This window comes from Myxococcus eversor (genome assembly GCF_010894455.1).
GTDB lineage: Bacteria > Myxococcota > Myxococcia > Myxococcales > Myxococcaceae > Myxococcus > Myxococcus eversor.
The window spans coordinates 18,392-39,755 of record NZ_JAAIXY010000032.1; the positions used below are offsets into that span (position 1 = coordinate 18,392).

Annotated in this window: 12 protein-coding genes; 7 read left to right on the top strand and 5 right to left on the bottom strand. The window is 70.1% G+C overall.

Annotation, left to right across the window (positions count from 1 at the left end):
* The first annotated feature begins 6 nt into the window (after positions 1-6).
* Positions 7-1,011, top strand: coding sequence for a carbohydrate kinase family protein (locus G4D83_RS42295; protein WP_163870634.1), 1,005 nt, complete (start codon positions 7-9; stop codon positions 1,009-1,011).
* Between the two features lie 27 nt (positions 1,012-1,038).
* Here G4D83_RS42295 and G4D83_RS42300 read toward each other — a convergent pair whose 3' ends face one another.
* Positions 1,039-2,409, bottom strand: coding sequence for a hypothetical protein (locus tag G4D83_RS42300; RefSeq protein ID WP_163870635.1), 1,371 nt, complete (start codon positions 2,407-2,409; stop codon positions 1,039-1,041).
* Positions 2,410-2,523: 114 nt separating this feature from the next.
* On the opposite strand from G4D83_RS42300, the gene G4D83_RS42305 reads away from it, so the two are divergent.
* The 4 genes from G4D83_RS42305 (at position 2,524) to G4D83_RS42320 (ending at position 11,373) form a co-directional block, all read left to right on the top strand.
* Positions 2,524-4,395 carry an OPT family oligopeptide transporter gene (locus tag G4D83_RS42305; protein ID WP_163870636.1) on the top strand — a complete coding sequence of 624 codons (1,872 nt, stop codon included), beginning with the start codon at positions 2,524-2,526 and terminating at the stop codon, positions 4,393-4,395.
* Between the two features lie 15 nt (positions 4,396-4,410).
* Positions 4,411-8,289 (top strand): serine/threonine-protein kinase, encoded by a 3,879-nt coding sequence (locus G4D83_RS42310; RefSeq protein WP_163870637.1) that lies wholly within the window; start codon positions 4,411-4,413, stop codon positions 8,287-8,289.
* A gap of 168 nt (positions 8,290-8,457) precedes the next feature.
* Positions 8,458-9,981 (top strand): hypothetical protein, encoded by a 1,524-nt coding sequence (locus G4D83_RS42315; protein ID WP_176437660.1) that lies wholly within the window; start codon positions 8,458-8,460, stop codon positions 9,979-9,981.
* Between the two features lie 3 nt (positions 9,982-9,984).
* Positions 9,985-11,373 (top strand): serine/threonine-protein kinase, encoded by a 1,389-nt coding sequence (locus tag G4D83_RS42320; RefSeq protein WP_163870638.1) that lies wholly within the window; start codon positions 9,985-9,987, stop codon positions 11,371-11,373.
* Positions 11,374-11,376: 3 nt separating this feature from the next.
* Here the strand turns inward: G4D83_RS42320 and G4D83_RS42325 are convergent, their stop codons facing one another.
* A complete protein-coding gene (locus G4D83_RS42325) occupies positions 11,377-12,798 on the bottom strand; it encodes a sigma 54-interacting transcriptional regulator (RefSeq protein ID WP_163870639.1) in 1,422 nt (473 codons plus the stop codon).
* Between the two features lie 476 nt (positions 12,799-13,274).
* Between G4D83_RS42325 and G4D83_RS42330 the strand changes: the two genes are divergently transcribed.
* On the top strand, positions 13,275-14,282 hold the full coding sequence (locus tag G4D83_RS42330; RefSeq protein ID WP_163870640.1) for a cyclase family protein: 1,008 nt from the start codon (positions 13,275-13,277) through the stop codon (positions 14,280-14,282).
* Here G4D83_RS42330 and G4D83_RS42335 read toward each other — a convergent pair.
* From G4D83_RS42335 to glsA, 3 genes are all read right to left on the bottom strand, one after another.
* The gene (locus tag G4D83_RS42335) at positions 14,201-15,262 is read right to left on the bottom strand and encodes a LysR family transcriptional regulator (RefSeq protein WP_163870641.1); all 1,062 of its coding nucleotides are present in this window, start codon (positions 15,260-15,262) and stop codon (positions 14,201-14,203) included. The genes G4D83_RS42330 and G4D83_RS42335 overlap by 82 nt on opposite strands.
* Positions 15,263-15,330: 68 nt before the next feature.
* Positions 15,331-16,566, bottom strand: a complete 1,236-nt coding sequence (locus G4D83_RS42340; protein ID WP_163870642.1) for a porin — start codon at positions 16,564-16,566, stop codon at positions 15,331-15,333.
* Positions 16,567-16,845: 279 nt separating this feature from the next.
* Positions 16,846-18,015, bottom strand: coding sequence for a glutaminase A (gene glsA, locus G4D83_RS42345; RefSeq protein ID WP_163870643.1), 1,170 nt, complete (start codon positions 18,013-18,015; stop codon positions 16,846-16,848).
* A 261-nt stretch (positions 18,016-18,276) separates the two neighbouring features.
* Here glsA and G4D83_RS42350 point away from each other — a divergent pair, with 261 nt between their 5' ends.
* Positions 18,277-21,090, top strand: coding sequence for an aminotransferase class I/II-fold pyridoxal phosphate-dependent enzyme (locus tag G4D83_RS42350; protein ID WP_205522851.1), 2,814 nt, complete (start codon positions 18,277-18,279; stop codon positions 21,088-21,090).
* The last annotated feature ends 274 nt before the right edge of the window (positions 21,091-21,364 follow it).

The following is a 21,364-nucleotide window of genomic DNA, read 5'->3' on the forward strand; positions in this document are numbered from 1 at the left end:
GGAACCATGAGCGAGGGACAGGAGTCGCCGCTGGACGTGGTGTGCTTCGGTGAGACGCTGGTGGACTTCCTTCCCTCGCAACAGGGCAAGCGCGTGCGCGAAGTCGCCGCATGGCATCCCTGTCCCGGAGGCTCGCCGGCCAACGTCGCGGTGGGCGTGGCTCGACTGGGGCTGCGGCCGGCCATGCTCGGCGTCGTGGGCGCTGACGAGTTCGGTCACTTCCTGCGCGAGCGACTGGCCCAGGAGGGCGTGAATGTCAGCCACCTGCGCCAGACGCCGGACGCTCGCACCGGGCTGGTGTTCATCTCCCTGGATGCGAAGGGGGAGCGCAGCTTCACCTTCTTCCGGACGCGCTCCGCGGAGTTCCTCCTGGGCGAGGCCGACGTGGACGCGGACTTCCTGCTCCAGGCGAAGGCCGTGCACTGCGGCTCCAACTCCCTGCAACGCGACGAGGCCCGCGCGGCCACCGTGCGGATGCTCGGGCTGGCGCGCGACGCGGGCCGCATCGTGAGTTGTGACCCCAACCTGCGCCTGCATGCGTGGGAGGACCCGGAGCAGCTCAAGGGACTGCTCACGCGGATGCTGCCCTTGTGCACCGTGGTGAAGCTGTCCGAGGAGGAGATTGGCTTCGTCACCGGCACGGAGTCTCCCGAGCAGGCCCTGCTGCGGCTGTCGGCGCTCGGCGTGCGGCTGCCCGTGGTGACGCTGGGCGAGCGGGGCGCGCTGTTCCTGTGGCGAGGAGAGCGAATCCATGTCCCGGCGCCACGGGCCCACGTGGTGGACACGACGGGAGCAGGGGACGGTTTCGTCGCGGCGCTGCTCCATGGCCTCGTGCGGTGGTACGGCGGCGCGCATGCCCTGGAGTCCGCCACGCGCGAAGAGCTGGTGGCGCTGACGACCTTCGCTTGCGCGGTCGCCGCTCGCGTCGTCGAGAAGCCAGGCGCGGTGGAGGGGCTGCCTCGCGCGGAAGAGCTCTCCGAGGTCTGGCCCACGCGCCCCGCCGCGCGTTGACGTACCGCCGCGGCGGAGTCTCGCGGCCTACTGGGGCGTGATTCGCGTCACGAAGCTGTCCGTCGAAGACATCCCCGTCACCGGACCCGAGCCGAAGTCGAGGGTACCGACGAGCCGTCCCCAGAGGACGACATCGCGCAGGCCCGCGCTCGCGACGCGCAGCGCGGACTGGTTGCCGACGTCACCGAAGGCACGTCCCCAGCGCGTCACGCCGTCGCCGCCCAGCTTCGCCACGAAGATGTCATCACCGCCCGCGCTCGTCAGTCGGCCTTCTCCGAAGTCGATGGACGTACTGAACGCGCCCGTCACCACCGCGTTCCCCTCGAAGTCGACGTCCACGTCGTAGCCCCAGTCGAAGCCCGGGCCACCGAAGCTCCGGCTCCAGCGGTGCTGCCCCGCGCCATCCAGCGAGGTGACGAACACGTCGCCATCGCCGCTCGAGAGGGGACCGCCGCCATGGTCCACCGTGCCGATGAACGCGCCCGTCGCCACGACGTTGCCAGACGGGTCCGCCGCCAGTCGCCAGAAGGTCTGCGTCCGCAGCGCGCCGAAGCCCCGCGCCCAGAGGGGCTTGCCATGGGCATCCAGCTTCAGCACGTACACGTTGAAGCCAGGCTCGGAGAGCCAGGGCTCGCCGTCGAACGACAGCGTGTTCATGTAGCCGCTGCTGATGAACAGGTTGTCGTCCGAGTCCACCGCCAGCGAGGCGAGGGTGCTCTCGGGACCCGCCTCGTAGTGGAGGTTCCACACGCGTGCGCCCGTACGTCCCGCCAGCCGCACGACGAACTGATTCAACGGGCCCTTCGTTGGAATCGGCCCGTCGCCGTAGTCGATGGCTCCATCGAAGTAGCCGCTCACGAGCACGTCTCCATCGGACGCGACGGCGAGCGTGCCCGTCTGTTGCTGTCCTCCATCGCCGAAGCAGCGGCTCCAGACATGTCCACCCGAGGCGTCGAGCTTCGCCACGAAGGCGCGCGGAAAACCGGGCTCGCCACGGCAGGGCAGGGGCCCTCCGCCAAAGTCGAGCAGGCCCCAATAGTCGCCCGTGATGACCACGTTGCCCACGCTGTCGACGGCGATGCCCGTCGCCTGTTGGTAGCTCTCGTCTCCGTAGCGCCGGCTCCAGAGCACCTGTCCTCGTGGGTCGAACCTCGCCACGACGATGTCCGAGCGCGAGGTGCCGACAATCGCGGTGTGTCCGTCCGGTTGAACCGCCAGGTCTCCAAACCCGTCGACCCCGCCGTACGTCGAGGTCCAGTCACGACTCGGGGACTCCAGCGCCCGAGGTCGCTCGCTCGACTCCGCCGCCGTCGCCACCTCCGCCTCGGTGCTGACGCCACAGGCCGCCACCAGGACCGAGAGCCACAGGGAGGATGAAAGTCTGAATATCGAGTTCATGCGGACAGGCTAGGAAGGCCGATCCGCGTGATGCAAGGCGTACCCGGCCCTCGTGTCGGAGGCGGGGTGAGGGGCTCGTGCTGGAGGGGGCGGGATGAAAAGATGGGGTGGCCCATGGCCTTTCCCTCACCGCATGACTTGCCCGCCGAGGAGGCGCCGCCGCTGGCGCCATCCGCTGCGTCCCTGTCGCTGCTGAGCATTCCGGGAGACACACCCGAGGCCACGGATACCTATTGGCTGACCCACGTCTACCAGGGGGACCGACTCCCGCAGTTCACCCTCCGCTCGGTGCTGCTGGGCGCGGGCATCGGCGTCATCACCTGCGCCACCAATCTCTACATGGGCCTCAAGACGGGGCTCGCCTTCGGCGTCGCCGTCACCGCCGCGTTGCTCGCCCATACCTCGCATGGACTCCTGCGTCGGCTCACTCCAGGACTCGCCGGCGCGCCCCTGTCTCCACTGGAGACCTGCAATGCACAGGCAGTCGCCTCTGCCGCGGGCTATGCCACGGGCGGCGCGCTCGTCTCCGTGCAAGGCGCCTGGCTGATTGTCACCGGCCAGCATCCCTCCGGGCCGATGCTCCTCGCATGGACCTTCTTCCTCTCCGCGCTCGGAGTCCTCTTCGCGGTTCCCTTCAAGCGACAGCTCGTGGACCGCGAGCAGCTTCCCTTCGCCTCCGGCGCCGCCGCCGCCACCACCATTCGCACGCTGCACTCGACGGGGGCTGAAGCCGCGCCTCGGGTCCGGCTGCTGGGATTGGGAACCCTGTTGTCCGGGCTCATCACCGCGGCCCGTGACGGGTGGGGACGGCTTCCCGCATCGATTCCCTTCCCGGGCTCGTGGGGGGGCGTACCCCTGGAGCGGCTGGGCTTCGGCCTGGACATGAGCCTGTTGTCCGTGGGCGCGGGGGCGCTGCTCGGGCCGCGCATCACGACGTCGCTGATGCTGGGAGCGCTCATCATCCACGGGCTCGTGGCTCCTCGCGTGTTCGGCTCCGGCCTTGTCTCCGTGGAGAAGGGGGACTTCTTCGAGTGGTGCCTGTGGCCTGGCGCGGCCATGCTCGTCACGGCGTCGTTGCTCCAGTTCCTGCTCGAAGCTCGCATCCTGCGACGCGCCTGGTGGGGGATGTTCTCCCGTCGCGCCTCGCCGCCGCATCCCGTGGATGCCTTGCAGGTGCCGCGCACCTGGCTCCTCGCGGGCCTCGTCGTGGTGGTGCCTGCGACCCTGGTCGTCGCGAATCGCGGCTTTGGGGTTCCCCTCGCGCACGCGGCGCTCGCCATCGCGATGTCCTTCGTCCTGTGTCTCATCTCGTGTCGTGTCACGGGCGAGACGGATGCCACTCCCGTGGGCGCGCTCAGCCAGGTGACGCAAATCACCTATGGCGTCCTGCTGCCCCACCAGGTGAATGCCAACCTCGCCACCGCGGGCATCACCGTCAACTCGGCCTCGTCGTCGGCGGACCTGCTCACCGACCTGAAGACGGGACACCTGCTGGGTGCGAATCCCCGCCGGCTGTTCCTCGCGCAGTTGATCGGCTCGGGGGTGGGCGCGCTCGCGGTGGTGCCGCTGTTCTTCCTGCTCGTGCCGGACCGCGAGGCACTGGGGGGCGAGCGCCTCCCCGCGCCCGCCGCCTTCGTCACCGCGAGCGTCGCGCGTGTCTTGTCGTCGGGGCTGGGCACGCTGGCACCCGCGACTCGCGCCGCCGTGGGTTGGGCCGCGCTCGCAGCCGTGGTCCTCGTCCTCGCGGAGCGGCTGCTCCCTCCTCGTGCGCGACGGTGGGTTCCCTCGCCGCTGGGCATGGGGCTGGCGTGCCTGCTCGCACCCTCCTCCTCGCTGAGTCTGTTTCTCGGCGGGCTTGTCGCCGCGCTGGTGGGATACGTGAAATCCACGACAGCGGAGGGCCGCATGGTGACGTTGGCCGCGGGAGTCATCGCGGGCGAAGGGCTGGTGGGCGTCGGCATCGTCCTGGTTCAGGCGCTCTGGTAGCGTCACGTTCCACCGATGCGCTGTCCGAACTGCCACCGCCGCCTTTCGCCGGGCGCGGCCTGTCCCGTGCACGGTTCGCGAGCCCCTGGCGGTCCTTCCAGCGAAGGCCTGTCACTCGCGGACATTCCTGGCGTGCGCGTCGCCGCGCCGCTGGGCAGCGGAGGCTTCTCGCAGGTCTTCACCGCGTATCGGGACTCGGACGGGCGCGAGGTGGCCCTGAAGCTGGGACATGGGCCGCATCAAGAGCGCTTCGCGCGCGAGGCCACCGCGCTTCGCCGCGTGGGGCCTCCCACCGTGCCGGAGCTGCTCGAGCATGGCGTGGTGCGCGGACGTCCCTTCCTGGTGATGGAGCACCTGCACGGGCAGACGCTCGCCGCGTGGATGGCGGCGCTGCCTGGCGCGGGCGCGGCGTCGCTGCCCCACGTCCGGGAGATGCTCCGAGGCCTGTGCGCGGCGCTGGAGCGGACGCATTCGGTGGGCGTCGCGCATCGCGACCTCAAGCCGGAGAATGTCTTCTTGCGCGAGGGAGGCACGCTCAGCCTCCTCGACCTGGGCCTCGCGCGTTTCTATGACGTCGAGGGGGATGACGCAGAGGACGACCTGCCTCCAGGCGTGACGCCCGCGGGGCAGCGGTTGGGCACGCCGCTCTACATGTCTCCGGAGCAATGTCTCGACGCCCGGCTCGCCAGCACGTCGGCCGACATCTACTCGCTCGGCGTCCTCCTCTTCGAGTTGCTCACCGGCGCGCCGCCCTTCGTCGGGAGTCCCGAGCAGATCCGCCACGGCCACGTCAGCCTGCGGCCGCCCCGGGTCTCCGAGCGTTTCGCGGTGCCGCCCGCGCTCGATGAGGTGCTCCGCACCTGTCTGGCCAAGGCCCCCACGGAGCGCTTCGCCCGCGCACCCGACGTGCTCGCCGCCTTCGATGCCGCGTGCCACGTCGCCGTCTCCACGAGCATCGTCCCGCCCGTCGACGTCCCCAGCGTCGCGGCGACTCCTCTCACGAGCTCGGGTCCGCGACACGTGGCCCTGCTGGGGCTCGAGTCCTCGCTGTCCGTCGACGCGGTGCTGGCCGCCATCGAGCCCCAAGGAGGCGTCGTCGCGCGCGTGAGGCGCGGCGGCTATGTCCTCGCCTTCGCCGAGTCGCTCACCGCCGAGGCGAACGTTCGCGCGGGTGCGCTCTCCGCGCGCCGACTGGTGGAAGCGGGGGAGTCCTCGGCCGTCCTCCACCTCGCGGAGCTGCATGTCTTCGCGGGGACGTCCACGCTGCGCCTCGCGGGCCCCGCTCTCGATGCGCCGGGCGACTGGTGGCCCGTGGAGTGGGTGCCAGGCGAGACGCGGGTCACCGCCTCCGCGGCGGCGCGACTGGAGCCCGGTGCCACCGAGGCCGTGAGTGCCCCCGCGCCGCCCGTCGCTTCACTGTCCACGGGTGGACGACTCCGGCTGTTGGACCGGGGCATGTCCAGCTCCGTGTCGGAGCCGCCTCCGCTGGTGGGGCGCGAGTCGCTGGTCGACCTGCTGGAGCACGAGGCCACGCGCTGTCTCGCGCAGGGCGTGCCCGGCTTCTCGGTCCTCACCGGTGACGTGGGTCAGGGCAAGTCGCGAGTCATCGAGGCGCTCGCGATGCGACTGGAGGCCGCGGGGCGTGCCCAGGTCTTCCGCCTGCGCGCGGCGGCTCCGGATGTCTCCGCGCCGGAGGCCCTGCTGGACGCGCTGCGAGCCTCCGTCGGCGAGGGCGCGTCGCCGCTCCCCGAGATTCCGCGCTCCGGGCCCATTCCCCTCGCCGACGCGCGCCACGCCGCCGCGCGGTGGCTCGCGGAGGCGCTCCGACATCGCGCGCGGGAGACGCCTCGCGTGCTGTTGCTGGATGACGCCCACCTGGCCGACCCCACCAGCCTGGACGCGCTGGAGGTGGCCACGCTGGCGGGCGCGGGCGCTCCGCTATGGGTCTGCGTGGTGGCGCGTCCCGCGCTCTTGGGCTTGCGTCCCCACCTGGGCGAGCGCAGCGAACACGCGTCGCGACACGTCCTTCCTCCACTGCCTCCCGACGCGAGCCGCGCGCTGCTTCAGCACCTGCTTCGTCCCGCCGAGCACATCCCCGAGCCCGTGTTGGCGCGTCTGGAGCAACTGGCCCAGGGCGTGCCCCTGTCGCTGGTGGAACTGGCCGTGGCGCTGCGGACCGCCGGCGCGCTGCGCGCCTCGCCCGGCGGAGGTTGGTACATCGCCCCGGATGCGCTGCTGGACGTCTCGGTGACGCCTCTCTTCCAGCGGCTCGCCACGCGCGTGCTCGCGGGACTGCCCGATGCCCACGGCGTGCTGGCGCGCCTGTGCGCGGTGCTGGGCTCCGAGCTGGATGTCGCTCGCGTGGACGCGGCCCTGCGACACCTGGAGCCTCGCGAGGAGTTGGTCGGCGTGGCCACCGCGCTGGACGCGGGCGCCGGGCTGCAGCGACTGGTGCGCGCGGGCCTGCTGCGCCCCATGGGCCTGGGCCGCTTCGCCTTCCGCCATCCGTTGCTGCGCGAGGCGCTCGAGGCGCTCCTCCCTCCCGCGACGCGCCGCACGCTGCATGCCGCCGCGCGTCTGGCCACTCCAGGCACGTCACCCGCCGAGCGCCGCCGTCGCGCCCACCATGCCGCCGCTTGTGGCGCGCACGAGGAGGCCGCCATCGCCTTCTTCGTGCTGGCCGAGGAGGCACGCCGCGCCCATCAATCCGTGGAAGCGGAGCAGCACTACACCCGCGCGCTCTCGCTGCTGCCGGAGGAGGACAGCGCGCGACGGGCGCTCGCGCTGGCGGGCCGCGGACGCGTGCGGCACCGGCTCCAGCGCTTCCATGAAGGCATTGGAGACCTGACCGCCGCGCGCGCCCTGGCCGAAGGCCGTGGCGACAAGTCCCTGCCCGTGGACCTGCTGCTGGAGGAGGCCACCGCGCGCGATTGGATGGAGGACGTGGACGGCTCGACGGCGTGCGCGCGCGAGGCGCTGGAGCGAATCGAGCGGCTTGACGACCCGCGCCTGTCGCTGCGCTGCTCGCTGGCTCGGGGGCGGCTGCACGTGCGCCAGGGAGAGTGGGGCTCGGCGGCGCGCATCCTCGCCTCCGTCGTCGAGGGCGCTGAAGGGGCTCGCGAGCACGAGACGCTGGTGGTGGCCCTGGCGATGCTGGGCTCCGCGTTGACCTTCCTTCAGCGCACGGAGGAGGCCTCCGCTCGCTTCGAGGAGGCCGTGAGTCGCTGCGAGGCCGCTGGCGACTCGCTGCACCTGGCCGCCACCCTCATCAATCGCGTGCTGCTGTGGCTGGGGCAGGGGGACGTGGCGCGGATGGAGGAAGACCTGCGTCGCGCCATGGGACTGGGGCGCGAGCTGGGCCATGCCCAGGTGGAGCGCTGGTCCACCTTCAACCTCGCGGAGGTGCTCTACATGCAGGGGCGGCTGGAAGAGGCGCTGCCCCTGGCGCGTCGCGCGCACGAGCTGGGAGTGCGCTTCTTCCTGGATCATCCGGTGCCCCTGGATGCCTTGCTGCTCGCGCGCATCGGCGCCGCGCTCGGAGATTTGGACGAAGCGTCCCGGCAGCTTCGCTGGATTGAGTCCCACTGCCCCCCGGCCTCCCTGCCTCCCACCGCCGTCATGCGCCGGCTCGTGGAGCTCCAGGTGCGCGAGGCCAAGGCCGGTGCGGGCGAGCACGAGGCCAAGGCCTGGCACGCCCTGGAAGCCGAGGCGCGGGAGCTGGCCTCCCCCGACGAGAAGGCGGAGCTGCTGCTCCAGGCCGCGCACTCGGCCTTCGCCGCCCGCAGGTTGGCCGAGGGGCTCGCCTGGCTGGCCCAGGCGGAGAGCGCCGTGTCGGCCGCTCCCCTGTGGCGCCCCCGCCTGACGGTCCTCCAGGACGTGGCGCGGCGGGTGTAGCGCGTGGCGCTACAAAAACGCTCCGCCGTGTGACTCTCCCCGCCACAGCGGACGACCCGTCAGGGCGGGCTCTCAGGGCGGCAAGGTGACCGGCGGCGGGCTGGCCTGGGGCGTGCTTCTGTGAGGGGGTATTTCGCTGATTGCGTGTTGTTCACTGGAGGAGCGTCCATGGGTGTCACTGTCCGTCGCCCCCCGTCGGGAATCGTGTCCGTGCTGTTCGTGGTCCTGGCCGGCTGTGTTGGGGGCGAAGGTGTGCCCTCCAGCCTTCCGGAGGCCGAGGTGGGCGAGAGCCAGGCGGAGATTCGCATCGCCAACTCCCTGTCCACGGACGCGCTCGTCCTCAACGCCATTGGCACCAACCCCGTGGCGAACGGGTTGTTGGCGACGTCGAGGCTGACGGCCCTCTTCAGCGCGGCGGGTGGAGACCCGCGCATCCTCAAGCAACTGCATGACCCCGACGCGCAGAAGTTCATGGAGTACCTGGTGAGCTGTGCGCTGGGGCCCAACCAGGTGCTCTGGTACTACAACCCGCGAGGTCCTACTCCCGGCCCCCGAGTCTGGGGTGGCAAGGCGGGACTGTGCACGAGCTGGCTCAACTCGGCGCCCTCGGAGGCGTGCCTCAACCGCGTCTCGGGGTGTCTCCTGTCGCGCAACAACGCGCTGGGCCGTCGCGTGGAGCTGTCCATCCGCGGTGAGGTGCCGGGCGACGCGAGCATCTTCTACCTGGAGCCCGTGACGAAGCCCGCCGAGTACGAGCCGAGCACGGCCAGCAAGCTCGTCAGCTTCGGCCCCTGTTCCGAGCAGACCACCGGCGCGCAGCGCGACTGTGGATGGACGGCCGACGGCATCGGCACCTGTGTTCCCGGCACTCCGGTGTCGGTGGGGGCGGGCGGCGCCGCTTCATGCCCCGGACCCTCGGTGGGGTCCAGCTCGGGTGCGCAGATGGTGCTGCGCGTCTGCTCGGGCGTCGTCGGCTGCGATTCGAGCGGTTCCACCAACCTGGGCGAGGGTGACGGAAGCTGCTCTGGCTCGGACCCCATCGTCTCCTTCACGTGCCCGGCAGGGGGCTACTACAGCGTGATGACCGCGGCGTGGGACTCCGACGAGGTCGGGGTGGCGACCGTGGCGGTGTTGGACACCTTGAGGTCGAGGTACGCGCTGTCGGAGAAGCAGGTCTTCGCGGTTCGCGAGGGCGCCTTCTACGGCAACATCTTCGAACCGGAGGCGCTGGCCACCAAGGTGTACGTGGAGGAGATCCGCGGGGGAAATGGTGAGCCCTCTCGCTTCGTCGTGAAGGGCGACGACGCCGTCATCAAGGGCGCCATCTACCGGAAGATGTACTCCTGTTATGACCCGTCCTGGGGCAACGGCTCGGCCTACTCCACGTACCGCGTCTGCGCGCTGCCTGGCTCCGGCGCCAACTGCGCGGCCACCGTGGCGGGGCCGTGCTGGGACACCGCGAACGAGGCGGGCAAGTGCGCCGTGGACGACGGCCCCATGGTGCGCGGCGATGGTGACTACGAGGAGTGCGAGGACATCCATGGCCTGCTCTGGACGGAGCCCGTGACGACGTTCCTGCATGACCCCTGCGGTCCGGTGAGCTCGCGGACCCGGGCCAAGAAGGACGGGATGGCCGCGCAGAGCCCGGACGGGCTGTGCACTCGCACGATTCGACCGGGCAAGGAGCGCTAGTCGATGACGACGGGAGGCGTGGAGTCGCTCTATGGCGAGGAGCTGCGGCCAGGAGCCCTGGTGGGCCGTTGGGTGGTGGAGCGTGTCCACTACCGCGGCCCCGTCTCCACCCTCTACCGTGCTCGTGACGTCGGAGGCGGAGGCGCCTCCGCGCTGAAGGTCCTCCAGTCGTCGGCGTTGACGACGGACACCGCGCTGCGCCGCTTCCGACGTGAGGCGGCCACGCTCCAGCGGCTGAGTCATCCACACATCGTCGGCGTGCACGACTACGGCGAGCTTCCGGATGGCAGGCCCTTCATCGCCATGGAGTGGCTGGAGGGCAGGGACCTGGCGGCGGAGCTGGTGGCGCGGGGCCCGCTGTCCTCACGCGAGGCGCTGGAGGTGCTGGAGCAGGTGGGCGCCGCGCTGCGGGTGGCCCATGCCGCGGGCGTGGTGCACCGGGACTTGAAGGCGCAGAACGTGATGAAGCTGTCCGGGAGCAGCGAGGCCCTCCTGGTGAAGCTGGTGGACTTCGGCGTGGCGAAGGGACTGACGCCGGACTCGCCGGGCGCCTCGTCACTCACCCATACCGGCGTCGCGCTGGGCACTCCACTGTCCATGGCGCCGGAGCAGATTCGAGGCGAGGCGCCCGATGCCCGCACCGACCTGTACGCGCTGGGTGTGCTGCTGTTCCAGCTCGTCACCGGACAGCCTCCCTTCCAGGGCGCCACGCGGCACGAAGTAGAAGAGCAGCACCTGCACGCGCCGCCGCCCCGGCCCGGTGAGCGAGCCCCCGTGCCCGCGGCGCTGGATGACGTGGTGCTGCGCTGCCTCGCCAAGAATCGCGAGGACCGCTACCCGGACGTCGTCGTGCTGCTGGAGGACCTTCGTCGCGCGGTGGGGGGCGTGAAGCCGCGCGAGGCCCAGGGCCACGCGGTGGCGCTCTACGCGGAGGCGCGGCTGTCGGGTGCCGCCGATGCGTCGCTCCTGGAGCGCATGGATGGCCTGCTGGAGCGGACCGGCGCGGTGGCTCGGGAGGCGGGGCTGGAGGTGCGGCTGGAGGGGAGCGGCTGCCTCATGGCGCTGGCGCTCCTTCCCGACGACGCCGTCTCCGAGCGCGCGGTGCGCGAGCGGGTGCTGGCCGCGGCGCTGTCACTGCTGGAGGGCGCTCGTGACGCGGCGGATGGGCCCGTGGAGCTGGCCATCACCGTGCACGTGGACCGGCTGCCCGCCTCCGAGGGACGGGCGAGCGCCGGGGGCAGCCTGCTGCACCTTCCCGGCTGGGTGGCGGACTCCCTGGACACGGGGCTGGTGGCCACCGCGGCCGCGCTGAGGGGTTTGGAGTCGGGCTTTCACGCCGCGCCGTTGCCGGGCGGCGGAGCCATCTGGTCCCGCGTCACCGGTCGACGCTGACCTTCACGGCTTGATGCCGTGGCGGCGCAGCAGTCGGTAGAGGTGGACGCGGTCCATGCCCGCGGTGACGGCGGCCTGGGCCACCTTGCCCTGGTGCTTCTCCAGCAGCGCGCGCAGGTAGCGCCGCTCGAAGTCGTCCACCGCGCGGCGGCGCTGGTCCGCGTAGGGGAGGCTGGGGTCCACCTCCATGGGGTTGCCCGAGCGAGACTCGTCCTCGGTCAGCTCCACGGCCTCCTCGAAGACGAGGCACCGCTCCAGGTAGTTGCGCAGCTCGCGCACGTTGCCCGGCCACGCCGCGTAGCGCAGGCGCGCCAGGAAGTCCGGCGTGCGCAAGGACGCGGTGCGCTCCCGCTCCGCGCCCAGCGAGCCGAGGATGCCCTCCACCAACAGGGGCAGGTCCTCCGGACGCTGGCGCAGCGGGGGCAGGGGAATGCGCAGCACCGCGAGCCGGAAGAAGAGGTCCGAGCGGAATCGCCCCGCGTTGACCTCCGCGCGCAAGTCACGGTGCGTGGCCGCCATCAGCCGCACGTCCACCGGCTGGTACGTGTTGCTGCCGACGCGGCGAATCTCGCGGTTCTCCAGCACGCGCAAGAGCTTGGGCTGCAGCTCCGCGGGCAGCTCGCCAATCTCGTCGAGGAAGACGGTGCCGCCAATGGCCTCCTCGAAGACGCCGGCGCGACGCTGGACGGCGCCGGTGAAGGCGCCCTTCTCGTGGCCGAACAGCTCGCTCTCCAACAGGTGCGCGGGGATGGCGCCGCAGTCCACGACGAGGAAGGGCCCGTCCTTGCGGCGGCCCGCGTCGTGGATGGCCTGCGCCGCCTGGCTCTTGCCCGTGCCCGTCTCGCCCTCCAGCAGCACGGTGACGTCGCGAGAGGCCGCGCGCTCCATCATCGCGAAGCACACGCGCATGGCCACCGAGGCACCCACCAGCGTGCCGAAGCGCGTGCTCTCCGACACGGGCAGCCGGTTGTTCTCCGCGCTGAAGTCGAAGCGCAGCACCACGCGGCCCAACCGCAAGAGCGAGCCGCTGCGCAGCACGCCCTCCATCACCTGGACTCCATCCAGGATGACGCCGTTGAGGCTGTCCAAGTCCCTCACCTGAGGTCCCTTGGCGCCGATTCGAATCTCGCAGTGGAAGCGGGACACGGTGGAGTCATCCACCGCGAAGTCGTTGAGCGGATGCGAGCCCACCGAGCAGGTGTCCGCCGTGGACTCCCACGTGCTGCCGGAGTTGGTGCCCTCCACCACCGTCAGGCGGAAGCGGCGCACGGTGGAGGCGTCATACGCGCGGCGGCCCTGCTCATAGGGCAGCGTCACGTGCAGCGCTTCGTCTCCTGAGTCCCGGGCGTCGACCTTCCAGAGCGAATCGTTCTGCACGTCTGGAGGCAAGGGGGTGGTGTTGCGGGCCCGGTCGGAAGCAGACATGAGCCTCAAGATACCATGGCCGCGCGACACGACGTTCCGCTCATCCATCTCCGCCTGCCCGCCAGGCATGCGGGAAAAGCCGCCGCGGAGGCCCGGCCTGGAAGTTGACCGGCCGGGCCCCGCGTCCCCCCACTCCGTCCCCCCCGGGCCCCCCCGCTCAACGGAGCGCACGGTCGTGGTGGGTTGCTCCCGGCCGTGTGGCGATTTCTCACAATGCAGTGGGTGTGCCGCCACACCCGGTCCCAGGGTCATCACCGCCCACGGACACAAGGCGTGGTCTGGAAGGCTACAAATCCCGTCGGCCTGTAGCGCGGAGGGTTACAGCCCGCCCGGCACGTGCGTCGATGACCGTCATCGACGGGCTCGATTGGGCCCTCGCGCCCCCCGTCGCTACGTACGTGGCGCCGCCGCTCCCGCACCGCGAGGAGGGCGAGGCTGCCTTCCCGCCCTCGGGGAGGCCCGCAACGGAGAGCGTCATGTTCCAGAAATCCATCCAGGTCCTGGTCCTCCTCGCGAGCGTGGGGTGGACCGGTGTCGCGGTCGCCACGCCGCCGCCGAGCACGCCCGTCTCGCGGGGACTGTCGAGCCCCGAGGCCATCCAGACGTGGAAGACGCAACATCGCAACTGGGGACGCTGGGGCCCGGAGGATCAGCTCGGCACCGCGAACCTCATCACTCCGGCCAAGCGCAAGGAGGCCGCGAGGCTGGTGCGCGAGGGCGTGTCCGTCTCACTGGCGCACACGCTGGAGACGCGACAGGCCGCGGACGTCCCGTCACCGCTGGAGCACCAGATGCTCTTCCATGGAGAGGCGCCCGAGTCCACGTACAGCGCGGACCGGCTGGCCCTCGGCTTCCACGGCTGGTCCCACACGCACCTGGACGCGCTCTGCCACGTCTTCGACGAGGGCCGGACGTACAACGGCTACGCGCAGTCGAAGGTCGACGCGAAGGGCTGCTCGGTGCTGTCGGTGAACACGGTGCGCGACGGGCTCACCACGCGCGGGGTGCTCATCGACATGGCGGCGTTCAAGGGCGTGCCCTACCTGGAGCCGGGGGCGCCCATCCACGCGGCGGACCTGGAGGCGTGGGAGCGCAAGACGAAGGTGAAGGTGACGAGCGGAGATGCCGTCATCGTCCGCACGGGGCGTTGGGCCCGCCGCGCGGCGGTGGGCGCGTGGGACGTGTCCTCGCACTCACCGGGGCTGCATGTGTCCAGCGTGGAGTGGCTCGCCGCGCGCGGTGTCGCCGTCGTCGCGACGGATGTCGGGCTGGACGTGTTGCCCTCGGGCGTGGAGGGCCTCCTGATTCCCGTGCACCTGCTGCTCATCAACACGCTGGGCGTCCACGTCATCGACAACGCGGACCTGGAGGCCCTGGCGAAGGTGGCCACGGCCCGTGGACGCTACGACTTCCTCCTGAGCATCGCGCCCCTGGCCGTCGAGGGCGGGACGGGCTCGCCCGTCAACCCCATCGCGACCTTCTGACGGGAGCGCTTGGGCGGCGGGGGCGTCCTCGCCGCCACGCGGGTGAATGCTCCGTCCTCGCCGCTCGACGCCGCCGCCTGGAACATCGCCTCGCGCAGCCAGATGTGGCCCGGGTCGGAGTCTCGCGAGGCATGCCAGCGCATCGCGATGCTGTCCGCGCTCAAGGCCAGGGGCGGAGGACTCACGCTCAAGCCAAAGGCCTTCGCGCTCGCCAGGGCCGAGCGCCGGGGAAGCAGGCCGAGCAGCCGAGCGCCGCGCAAGAGGTGCGGCACGCTGAGCGCATGGGTCGTCTGCACGGCCACGCGGCGGCGCAGACGAAGCCGCGCGAGCGCGTCATCCACCGCGTCGCTGGAATCCGCGCGTCGCGACACGCGGACATGGGGAATGGAGAGGAAATCCTCCAGGGACAGCGGCGTATCCACTCGCACGGCGCTCGGGTCGAACACCACGAGGTATCCCCCGGCGCAGAACAGCCGCAGCTTGTGATGCGGGGCCTGCTCCAGGGGCGGGCCCACCAGCAAGTCGAGCGAGCCGTCATCCAGCATCGCCAGGCCCTGGGCTTCCTGGAGCGGCGAGAGGGAGAGGGTGACGCCGGGCGCCTCCTCGGCGATGAGCGCGAGGAATGGCGGCATCAGCGCGGACTCCAGCCCGTCCGACAGGCTCACGCGGAAGTGGCGCTCCTGCGTGGCGGGGTTGAAGGGGCGCTGGGTGAGCACGCCTTGGAGACACGCGAGCGCGGTGCGCACGGGCTCCGCGAGCGCCTGGGCGTGAGGCGTGGGGGTGATTCCCGTGGGGGCGCGCGTGAAGAGCTCATCGCCGAGCAACTCGCGCAGCCGGGCCAGGTGGTGGCTCATCGCGGGCTGGCCCAGGCCGATGCGGTGGGCGGCCCGGGTGACATGGCGCTCGCGCATGAGGGCGTCGAACGCCACCAGTAGATTCAGGTCCAGCCGCGAGAGCTGCGCGTGGTCGATGGGCTGCATGGCTTCGCGTCTCCTTGCCAGTCGCAGGGATAACGCAAAGCAGGTGTCCATGCCCAGCGTGGGAGGCGCTAGAACGCCAGGTTGAGCTGCAGGGTGATGAGCTGCGAGGTGCCCGCGTCCTTGGCGATGACGACGGAGGCGGCCTCCGCGCCCGCGGCGGTCTGCTGGTGGGCAATCTGGTAGCGCAGCTTGAAGGCCAGGTGCGGCGCGTTGACGAACCAGGCGAGCTGCGCCTCCGCGATGTAGAGCAGGTCATCATCCAGGTCGAAGCTCGGGTTGAGGTAGCTCAGACGCACGCCCGCATCGAGAACCTTCTTGTAGAAGACATAGTCGGCCTGAACCCACGCGCCGAAGCTGGAGAAGTTGCGCGCGGGGGAGTCCCGCGGGTCCATCCGGCTGAGGTACGCCTCGCCGAAGAAGCTGAACCTGCGCGCCTGGATGAAGAGGTCCACGCCGCCGGTGATGAAGCGCCGTTCGCCGGTCCTCAGGATTTGGAAGACGCCGGCCTCCGGGTTGAAGTTCTCCTTCACCTGCATCACGTCGCCCCCCGCGCCCTGCAAGGTGAACGAGACGTTGAGCGGAGGCGGCTCCTTGTCCCCCGACATGATGTAGGGCAGCTCGCCGTAGCCGGGCTTGCCCATGGGGGAGAACGTCGCCCGCGCGTTGAACTGGAACTTGCCGGGCTCGGAGCGGATGGAGCGCAGCGGCGAGCCGCCGTAGATGCCCGCGTAGTACTCCAGGTGCTCCATCGTCCCGAAAATCGTCGCGCCCTTGTCACGGCCGGTCCAGTAGTAGTTGGCGACGGTGGCGAACTCGGGGAAGAGGATCTGCTGCGGTCCCCAGGACTCGTGCCGGCTCAAGGGTGTGTACTGCTGACCCGCGCGGATGCCCACCGCGTCGATGGGTTGGATCTCCACCAGCGAGTCGAGCAGGTACAGCGGTGGGTCCGCCAGCTCCAGCGACGTCCAGAAGCGGATCCACGGCCGGTAGATGTTTCCGCGGAGGATGGGCCGGAGGAACGAGAAGGCCGTGCGCGACTCCGCCTCGCCATCCAGGAAGACAGGCTCGAACTTGTAGCCGGCCTGCAGCCCGATGCCGAGCAGGTAGTTCCCATCCTCCGACTGGAGATGGAAGCCGTTCTTCTCGTCGAAGCCGCCCGTGAGCGTGGGCTTCTTGTCGTCGTCCTTGTCGCCCTTGTCGTCGTCCTTGTCGTCCTTGTCGTCGTCCTGCGCGTGGCCCACGGCCGGCATGAGAAGTCCGCTGCCCATCGCGGCGATGACCGCCGCCACTCGCATCCAACGCATACCCTGCTCCCCCGAACGAGCGCTGCCCGCGTGTGCTCGCACACGGACCCGTGCGGCACTCTGGGCATGCTGAAGTGGGGTGCCAGCCTCCCGGCTCGCGGGCTATCTCGGAGCGGACGCGTGGGACACGTCGGCGATGATTGACGGACAGCGGCCTCGTTCTCGCGGGAGGGAGGCCGTGAATCCGCGGGGGGCTGAAGCCTTGCTTTGGAGCCTGGTCGCGGGCCCCTCCGAACCGGGGTGGAGGGGCCCTTGGTGTGGAGCGGCCGAGGTACCTGTCTACGGCGACGGGGGATTCTTCTGCTTCATGTCGCGCCCCGCGCCGCCGGTGCCCTGCTGGCTGCCCGTGCCAGGAGTGGCGGCGTAGAGATTGTCTCCCAGCGAGTTGACGACCTGGCTGATGGCGCGCTGCGAGCGCACGCTGTTGCCCGCCTTGTCGAGCGGCGGAGAGAAGGCGGCGATGGCATAGCGACCGGGCACGACGGCGACGATGCCACCGCCCACGCCGCTCTTGGCGGGGACGCCCGCCTGATAAAGCCACTCGCCCGTGTTCTCGTAGAGGCCGTTGGTCGCCATCAGCGCGAGCGTGCGGCGCGCCGTATCCGGGCTGATGACCTTCTTGCCGGTGATGGGATTGACGCCGCCGTTGGCCAGCGTGGCGCCCATGGTGGCCAGCTGCGTGGCCGTGACGCTGACCGAGCACTGGCGCGTGTAGAGGTCGAGCGCCTGTTCCCGGGGGGAGCCCAGCACCTTGTAGGAGTCCAGCAGCGCGGAGATGGACTGGTTGCGCGTGTTGGTCGCCGTCTCCGACTTGTAGACCTCTTCATTCACCGGGAGGTCCGCGCCCGCGAAGTCGTTGAAGTTGTCGCTGATCTTCTTCCAGCGGTCCTCGGACGAAGCCGCCGGAATCATGCTCACCGAGGTGATGGCGCCCGCGTTGACCAGCGGATTGCCGGCGCGGTGGTCCTTGTTCATCTCAATCGCGACGATGGAGTTGAAGGGTTGCCCGGTGGCATCCACGCCAATCTTGTCCTCGACCCGCTTGGCGCCCACCTCTTCCATCAGCCGCGCCAGGGTGAAGGGCTTGGAGAGGGATTCGATGGGGAAGGTGGAGGTGGCGTCGCCCACCGTGTAGACCTTCCCCTCCACCGTGACGAGCGCGAGCCCGAAGAGGTTGGGGTTCACCGTGGCGAGGTACGGGATGTAGTCCGCGTTCTTGCCTTCCTTGGTGCCTCGGAATGCCTGGTGGGCTTTCTGGAGCGCCTGTTGAATCTCCGTCTCCGTGGGCATGGCCTCGTCTCCCGGGGAGGGGCGAGCGGCCGAGGTCGCGGCGGTCGACGGCTTCGTGGCCGTCTTGGGGCTCGCGCCGAATGCGAGGCCGGGGCCAGCGAGTGCCAGGAGCCACGTGGAGAGCAACCAGCTTCTGCGACCATGGCGTGCGAGCTTCATGTCATCTCCTCCCAAGGACGAGGGCGCTCACGAGCGGACACAAGGCGCCCGGCTTCGGTGGTTGAGGAGTGAGGACTCGGAGGCTCCGTTGCAATGACGAGGGCGCCCGAGCAGGAGAGCCCCCGCGCCCATGAAGCCATGCATGGGGATGCGGCCCCTCCCCGCCGTGCAGGCTTGGCCGTGGAAGTGTGACGGCTACCTTGTCCGACGTCGTGTCGCACGGCGCTCCGCCAGTGCTCGTCGACGAAAGGGTGGAGAGCCATGGCGGAGCCCATGACCTCGCTGGAGTCCAGTGTCCAAGCACATCTGCTGTCCGCGGTCTTGAATCCGGAGCAGGTCCGTCTGGACGTGTGGAACCGGCTGCGGGAGGAGATGAGCCGGCTGGAGGCGCGTCATGCGGAGGGGAAGGTCGCGCCCGAGCACGTGGAGCAGTTGCTGTCGCTCTTCGCGGAGGTGCACCCCATTGAACGGCTCTTCGTATTTCCGGGCGAGGCGCGGCTGCTGCGCCTGGCGGAGATGGCTCGCCGGCACGACGTGGAGGCGCTGGCCGACGAGGTGCGCCGCCTGGCGGGGCTGTTGAGTCTGCACAGGGACCGCGCCTGTCTGCTGCCGGAAGTGGATGGCGTGCGCTCTGGGGCGATGGGGGAGGTGGGGCCGGAGGGCTCGCACTACTTCACCACGCTGGTGGTGGATGACATGGCGCCGGAGGACTTCGCGCGGGTCCATCAAGGGATGGTGGAGGCGCAGCGCGGGGAGAAGCAGTTCATCTACGAGCTGCTCCAGGTCCGCTCGGTGGAGGACGCGCTGGTGGCGGTGCTCGTCAATGACGACGTGCAGGTCTGCGTGGTGCGGCAGGACCTGCCGCTGCGCTCGCGCTCGCCGGTGAAGCAGCTGCGCTCCACGTTGGAGCCCATGCTCGCGGAGGCGGAGCAGCGGGGCGAGGCGGCGAGCGTCGTGGTGGCGCGCTGGGTGCGGAGGCTGCGCCCGCATCTCAATCTCTATCTCGTCACGGACGAGTCGCTGGTGGGGCGGGAGTTGCAAACCGATCGCCTCTTCGACCGCGTCTTCTACCGGTACGAGTCCGCGCACGAGCTGAACGTCACCGTGGTGGATGGCGTGCGTGAGCGGTACCGGACGCCGTTCTTCGATGCGCTCAAACACTATGCCTCGCGGCCCATCGGCAACTTCCACGCGCTGCCGATTGCGCGGGGCCACTCCGTCTTCAACTCGCGCTGGCTGCGGGACATGGGGGAGTTCTACGGCCCCAACCTCTTCATGGCGGAGTCGTCTTCCACGGCGGGTGGGCTGGACTCGCTGCTGGAGCCGACGGGCTCCATCAAGGAAGCGCAGGAGAAGGCGGCGCGGACGTTCGGCGCGCAGCGCACCTTCTTCATCACCAACGGCACGTCGACGGCGAACAAGATCGTCCACCAGACGTTGCTCGAGCCGGGCGACGTGGTGCTCATCGACCGCAACTGCCACAAGTCCCACCACTACGGGCTGGTACTGGCGGGGGCGCATCCGGTGTACCTGGATGCGTATCCGGTGCGCGAGTACGCGATGTACGGCGGCGTGGCGCTCAGCACGCTGAAGGCGAAGCTGCTGGAGCTGAAGTCGTCGGGGCGGTTGGACAAGGTGAAGCTGGTGGTGCTGACCAACTGCACGTTCGACGGGCTCGTGTATCACCCGGAGCGGGTGATGGAGGAACTGCTGGCCATCAAGCCGGACCTGTCGTTCCTCTGGGATGAGGCGTGGTTCGCTTACGCCACGTTCATGCCGTTGGCTCGGCAGCGCACGGCGATGACCGCGGCGAAGCGACTGGCGGAGCGGCTGCGCAGCCGGGAATACCGCGAGGAGTACCGCGCGTGGCGGGCGCGCCGGGGGGATGCGGACCCGGCGTCGGGAGGGCGAGCGCTCGAGGACCGGTTGATGGCGGACCCGGACAAGGTGCGGGTGCGGGTGTATTCGACGCAGTCCACGCACAAGTCGCTGTCGGCGTTCCGGCAGGGGTCCATGTTGCATGTCTGGGACGAGGATTTCGAGCGGCGCGCGGCGGCGCCGCTCACGGAGGCGTACTTCACGCACCTCACCACGTCTCCGAACCATCAAATCGTGGCGTCGTTGGACCTGGCGCGGCGGCAGGTGGACCTGGAGGGCTTCGCGATGGTGAAGGAGGCGTACCAACTCGCGATGCGGATGCGGGAGCGCGTGCGGGAAGACCCGTTGCTGCACCGTTATTTGCGAATCCTGGACGCGGAGCAGATGGTTCCGGAGGTCTTCCGCAAATCGGGGCTGAATCGCTACGTGGGGCCGGGCTCGGCGGGGGTGGACGACATGACGCGGGCGTGGAGCCAGGACGAGTTCGTGCTGGACCCGACGCGTCTGACGCTCTTCACGGCGCTGACGGGGCGCAACGGCTTCGAGTTCCGGAGCAAGGTGCTGATGGAGCGTCTGGGCATCCAGGTGAACCACACGTCCATCAACACGGTGTTGATGAACGCGACGATTGGCGTCACGTGGGGTTCGCTGTCGTTCCTGTTGGATGGGCTGCGGCACGAGGTGGAGCGGCTGGAGTCGATGCTGTCGCAGGCGACGGAGGCGGAGCGGCGGCTGTTCGATGGGAAGGTGCGGGCCATCACCGAGGAGCTGCCGCCGCTGCCGGACTTCAGTGGCTTCCATCCCGCGTTCCAGCCGTCGGGGGGAGTGGGGGAGGGTGATATCCGGAGCGCGTTCTTCATGGCCTACCGCGAGGAGAACTGCGAGTACGTGACGTTGGCGGAAGCAGGCAAGGCGCTGGAGTCAGGGCGTCCGCTGGTGTCCACGCGTTTCGTGGTGCCGTATCCGCCAGGGTTCCCCATCCTGGTGCCGGGGCAGGAGGTGAGTCCCGGCATCGTGGAGTTCATGAGGAAGCTCGACGTGAAGGAGGTGCACGGCTACAGGCCGGAGCTGGGCTTGAGCATCTTCACGGAGTCGACGCTGGAGCGCGCGGCGAGCCAGGGCTCGCGTGAGGTGCCAGAGCCGAGGACGCGTGGACAGCGGCCGGCGAGCAACGGCCCCGTGCCTGCGCCGCACTGAGTTGCTGGCACCAACGTCGCGCGGCCCCGAGTGAGCTCCTTCCTCGCGGAGGGAGCTTCATCTTCGTGTAACGAACCCTCGATATGTTCCTGGCGCACGAGGAAGTTCGGGAGGAACTCGCAGCGCGGCTTCAGGTAGGGCGCGACGGTTGTCAGGCTCGTCGGTCGCTGGTAACGCACTTCGTCGCTCCACTCCTCTCGGCTGATCTCCGAGGGGGCCACCATTGGCGAATGTTTCGAGCCCTGTCTCTGCGAGGGGCGCCTTCCCGACTCAG

Excerpts from the sequence above, each read along its gene's own strand:
- G4D83_RS42295 (WP_163870634.1), top strand. The coding sequence starts at position 7 with ATGAGCGAGGGACAGGAGTCGCCGCTGGACGTGGTGTGCTTCGGTGAG.
- G4D83_RS42300 (WP_163870635.1), bottom strand. The coding sequence starts at position 2,409 with ATGAACTCGATATTCAGACTTTCATCCTCCCTGTGGCTCTCGGTCCTG.
- G4D83_RS42305 (WP_163870636.1), top strand. The coding sequence starts at position 2,524 with ATGGCCTTTCCCTCACCGCATGACTTGCCCGCCGAGGAGGCGCCGCCG.
- G4D83_RS42310 (WP_163870637.1), top strand. The coding sequence starts at position 4,411 with ATGCGCTGTCCGAACTGCCACCGCCGCCTTTCGCCGGGCGCGGCCTGT.
- G4D83_RS42315 (WP_176437660.1), top strand. The coding sequence starts at position 8,458 with ATGGGTGTCACTGTCCGTCGCCCCCCGTCGGGAATCGTGTCCGTGCTG.
- G4D83_RS42320 (WP_163870638.1), top strand. The coding sequence starts at position 9,985 with ATGACGACGGGAGGCGTGGAGTCGCTCTATGGCGAGGAGCTGCGGCCA.
- G4D83_RS42325 (WP_163870639.1), bottom strand. The coding sequence starts at position 12,798 with ATGTCTGCTTCCGACCGGGCCCGCAACACCACCCCCTTGCCTCCAGAC.
- G4D83_RS42330 (WP_163870640.1), top strand. The coding sequence starts at position 13,275 with ATGTTCCAGAAATCCATCCAGGTCCTGGTCCTCCTCGCGAGCGTGGGG.
- G4D83_RS42335 (WP_163870641.1), bottom strand. The coding sequence starts at position 15,262 with ATGCAGCCCATCGACCACGCGCAGCTCTCGCGGCTGGACCTGAATCTA.
- G4D83_RS42340 (WP_163870642.1), bottom strand. The coding sequence starts at position 16,566 with ATGCGTTGGATGCGAGTGGCGGCGGTCATCGCCGCGATGGGCAGCGGA.
- glsA (WP_163870643.1), bottom strand. The coding sequence starts at position 18,015 with ATGAAGCTCGCACGCCATGGTCGCAGAAGCTGGTTGCTCTCCACGTGG.
- G4D83_RS42350 (WP_205522851.1), top strand. The coding sequence starts at position 18,277 with ATGGCGGAGCCCATGACCTCGCTGGAGTCCAGTGTCCAAGCACATCTG.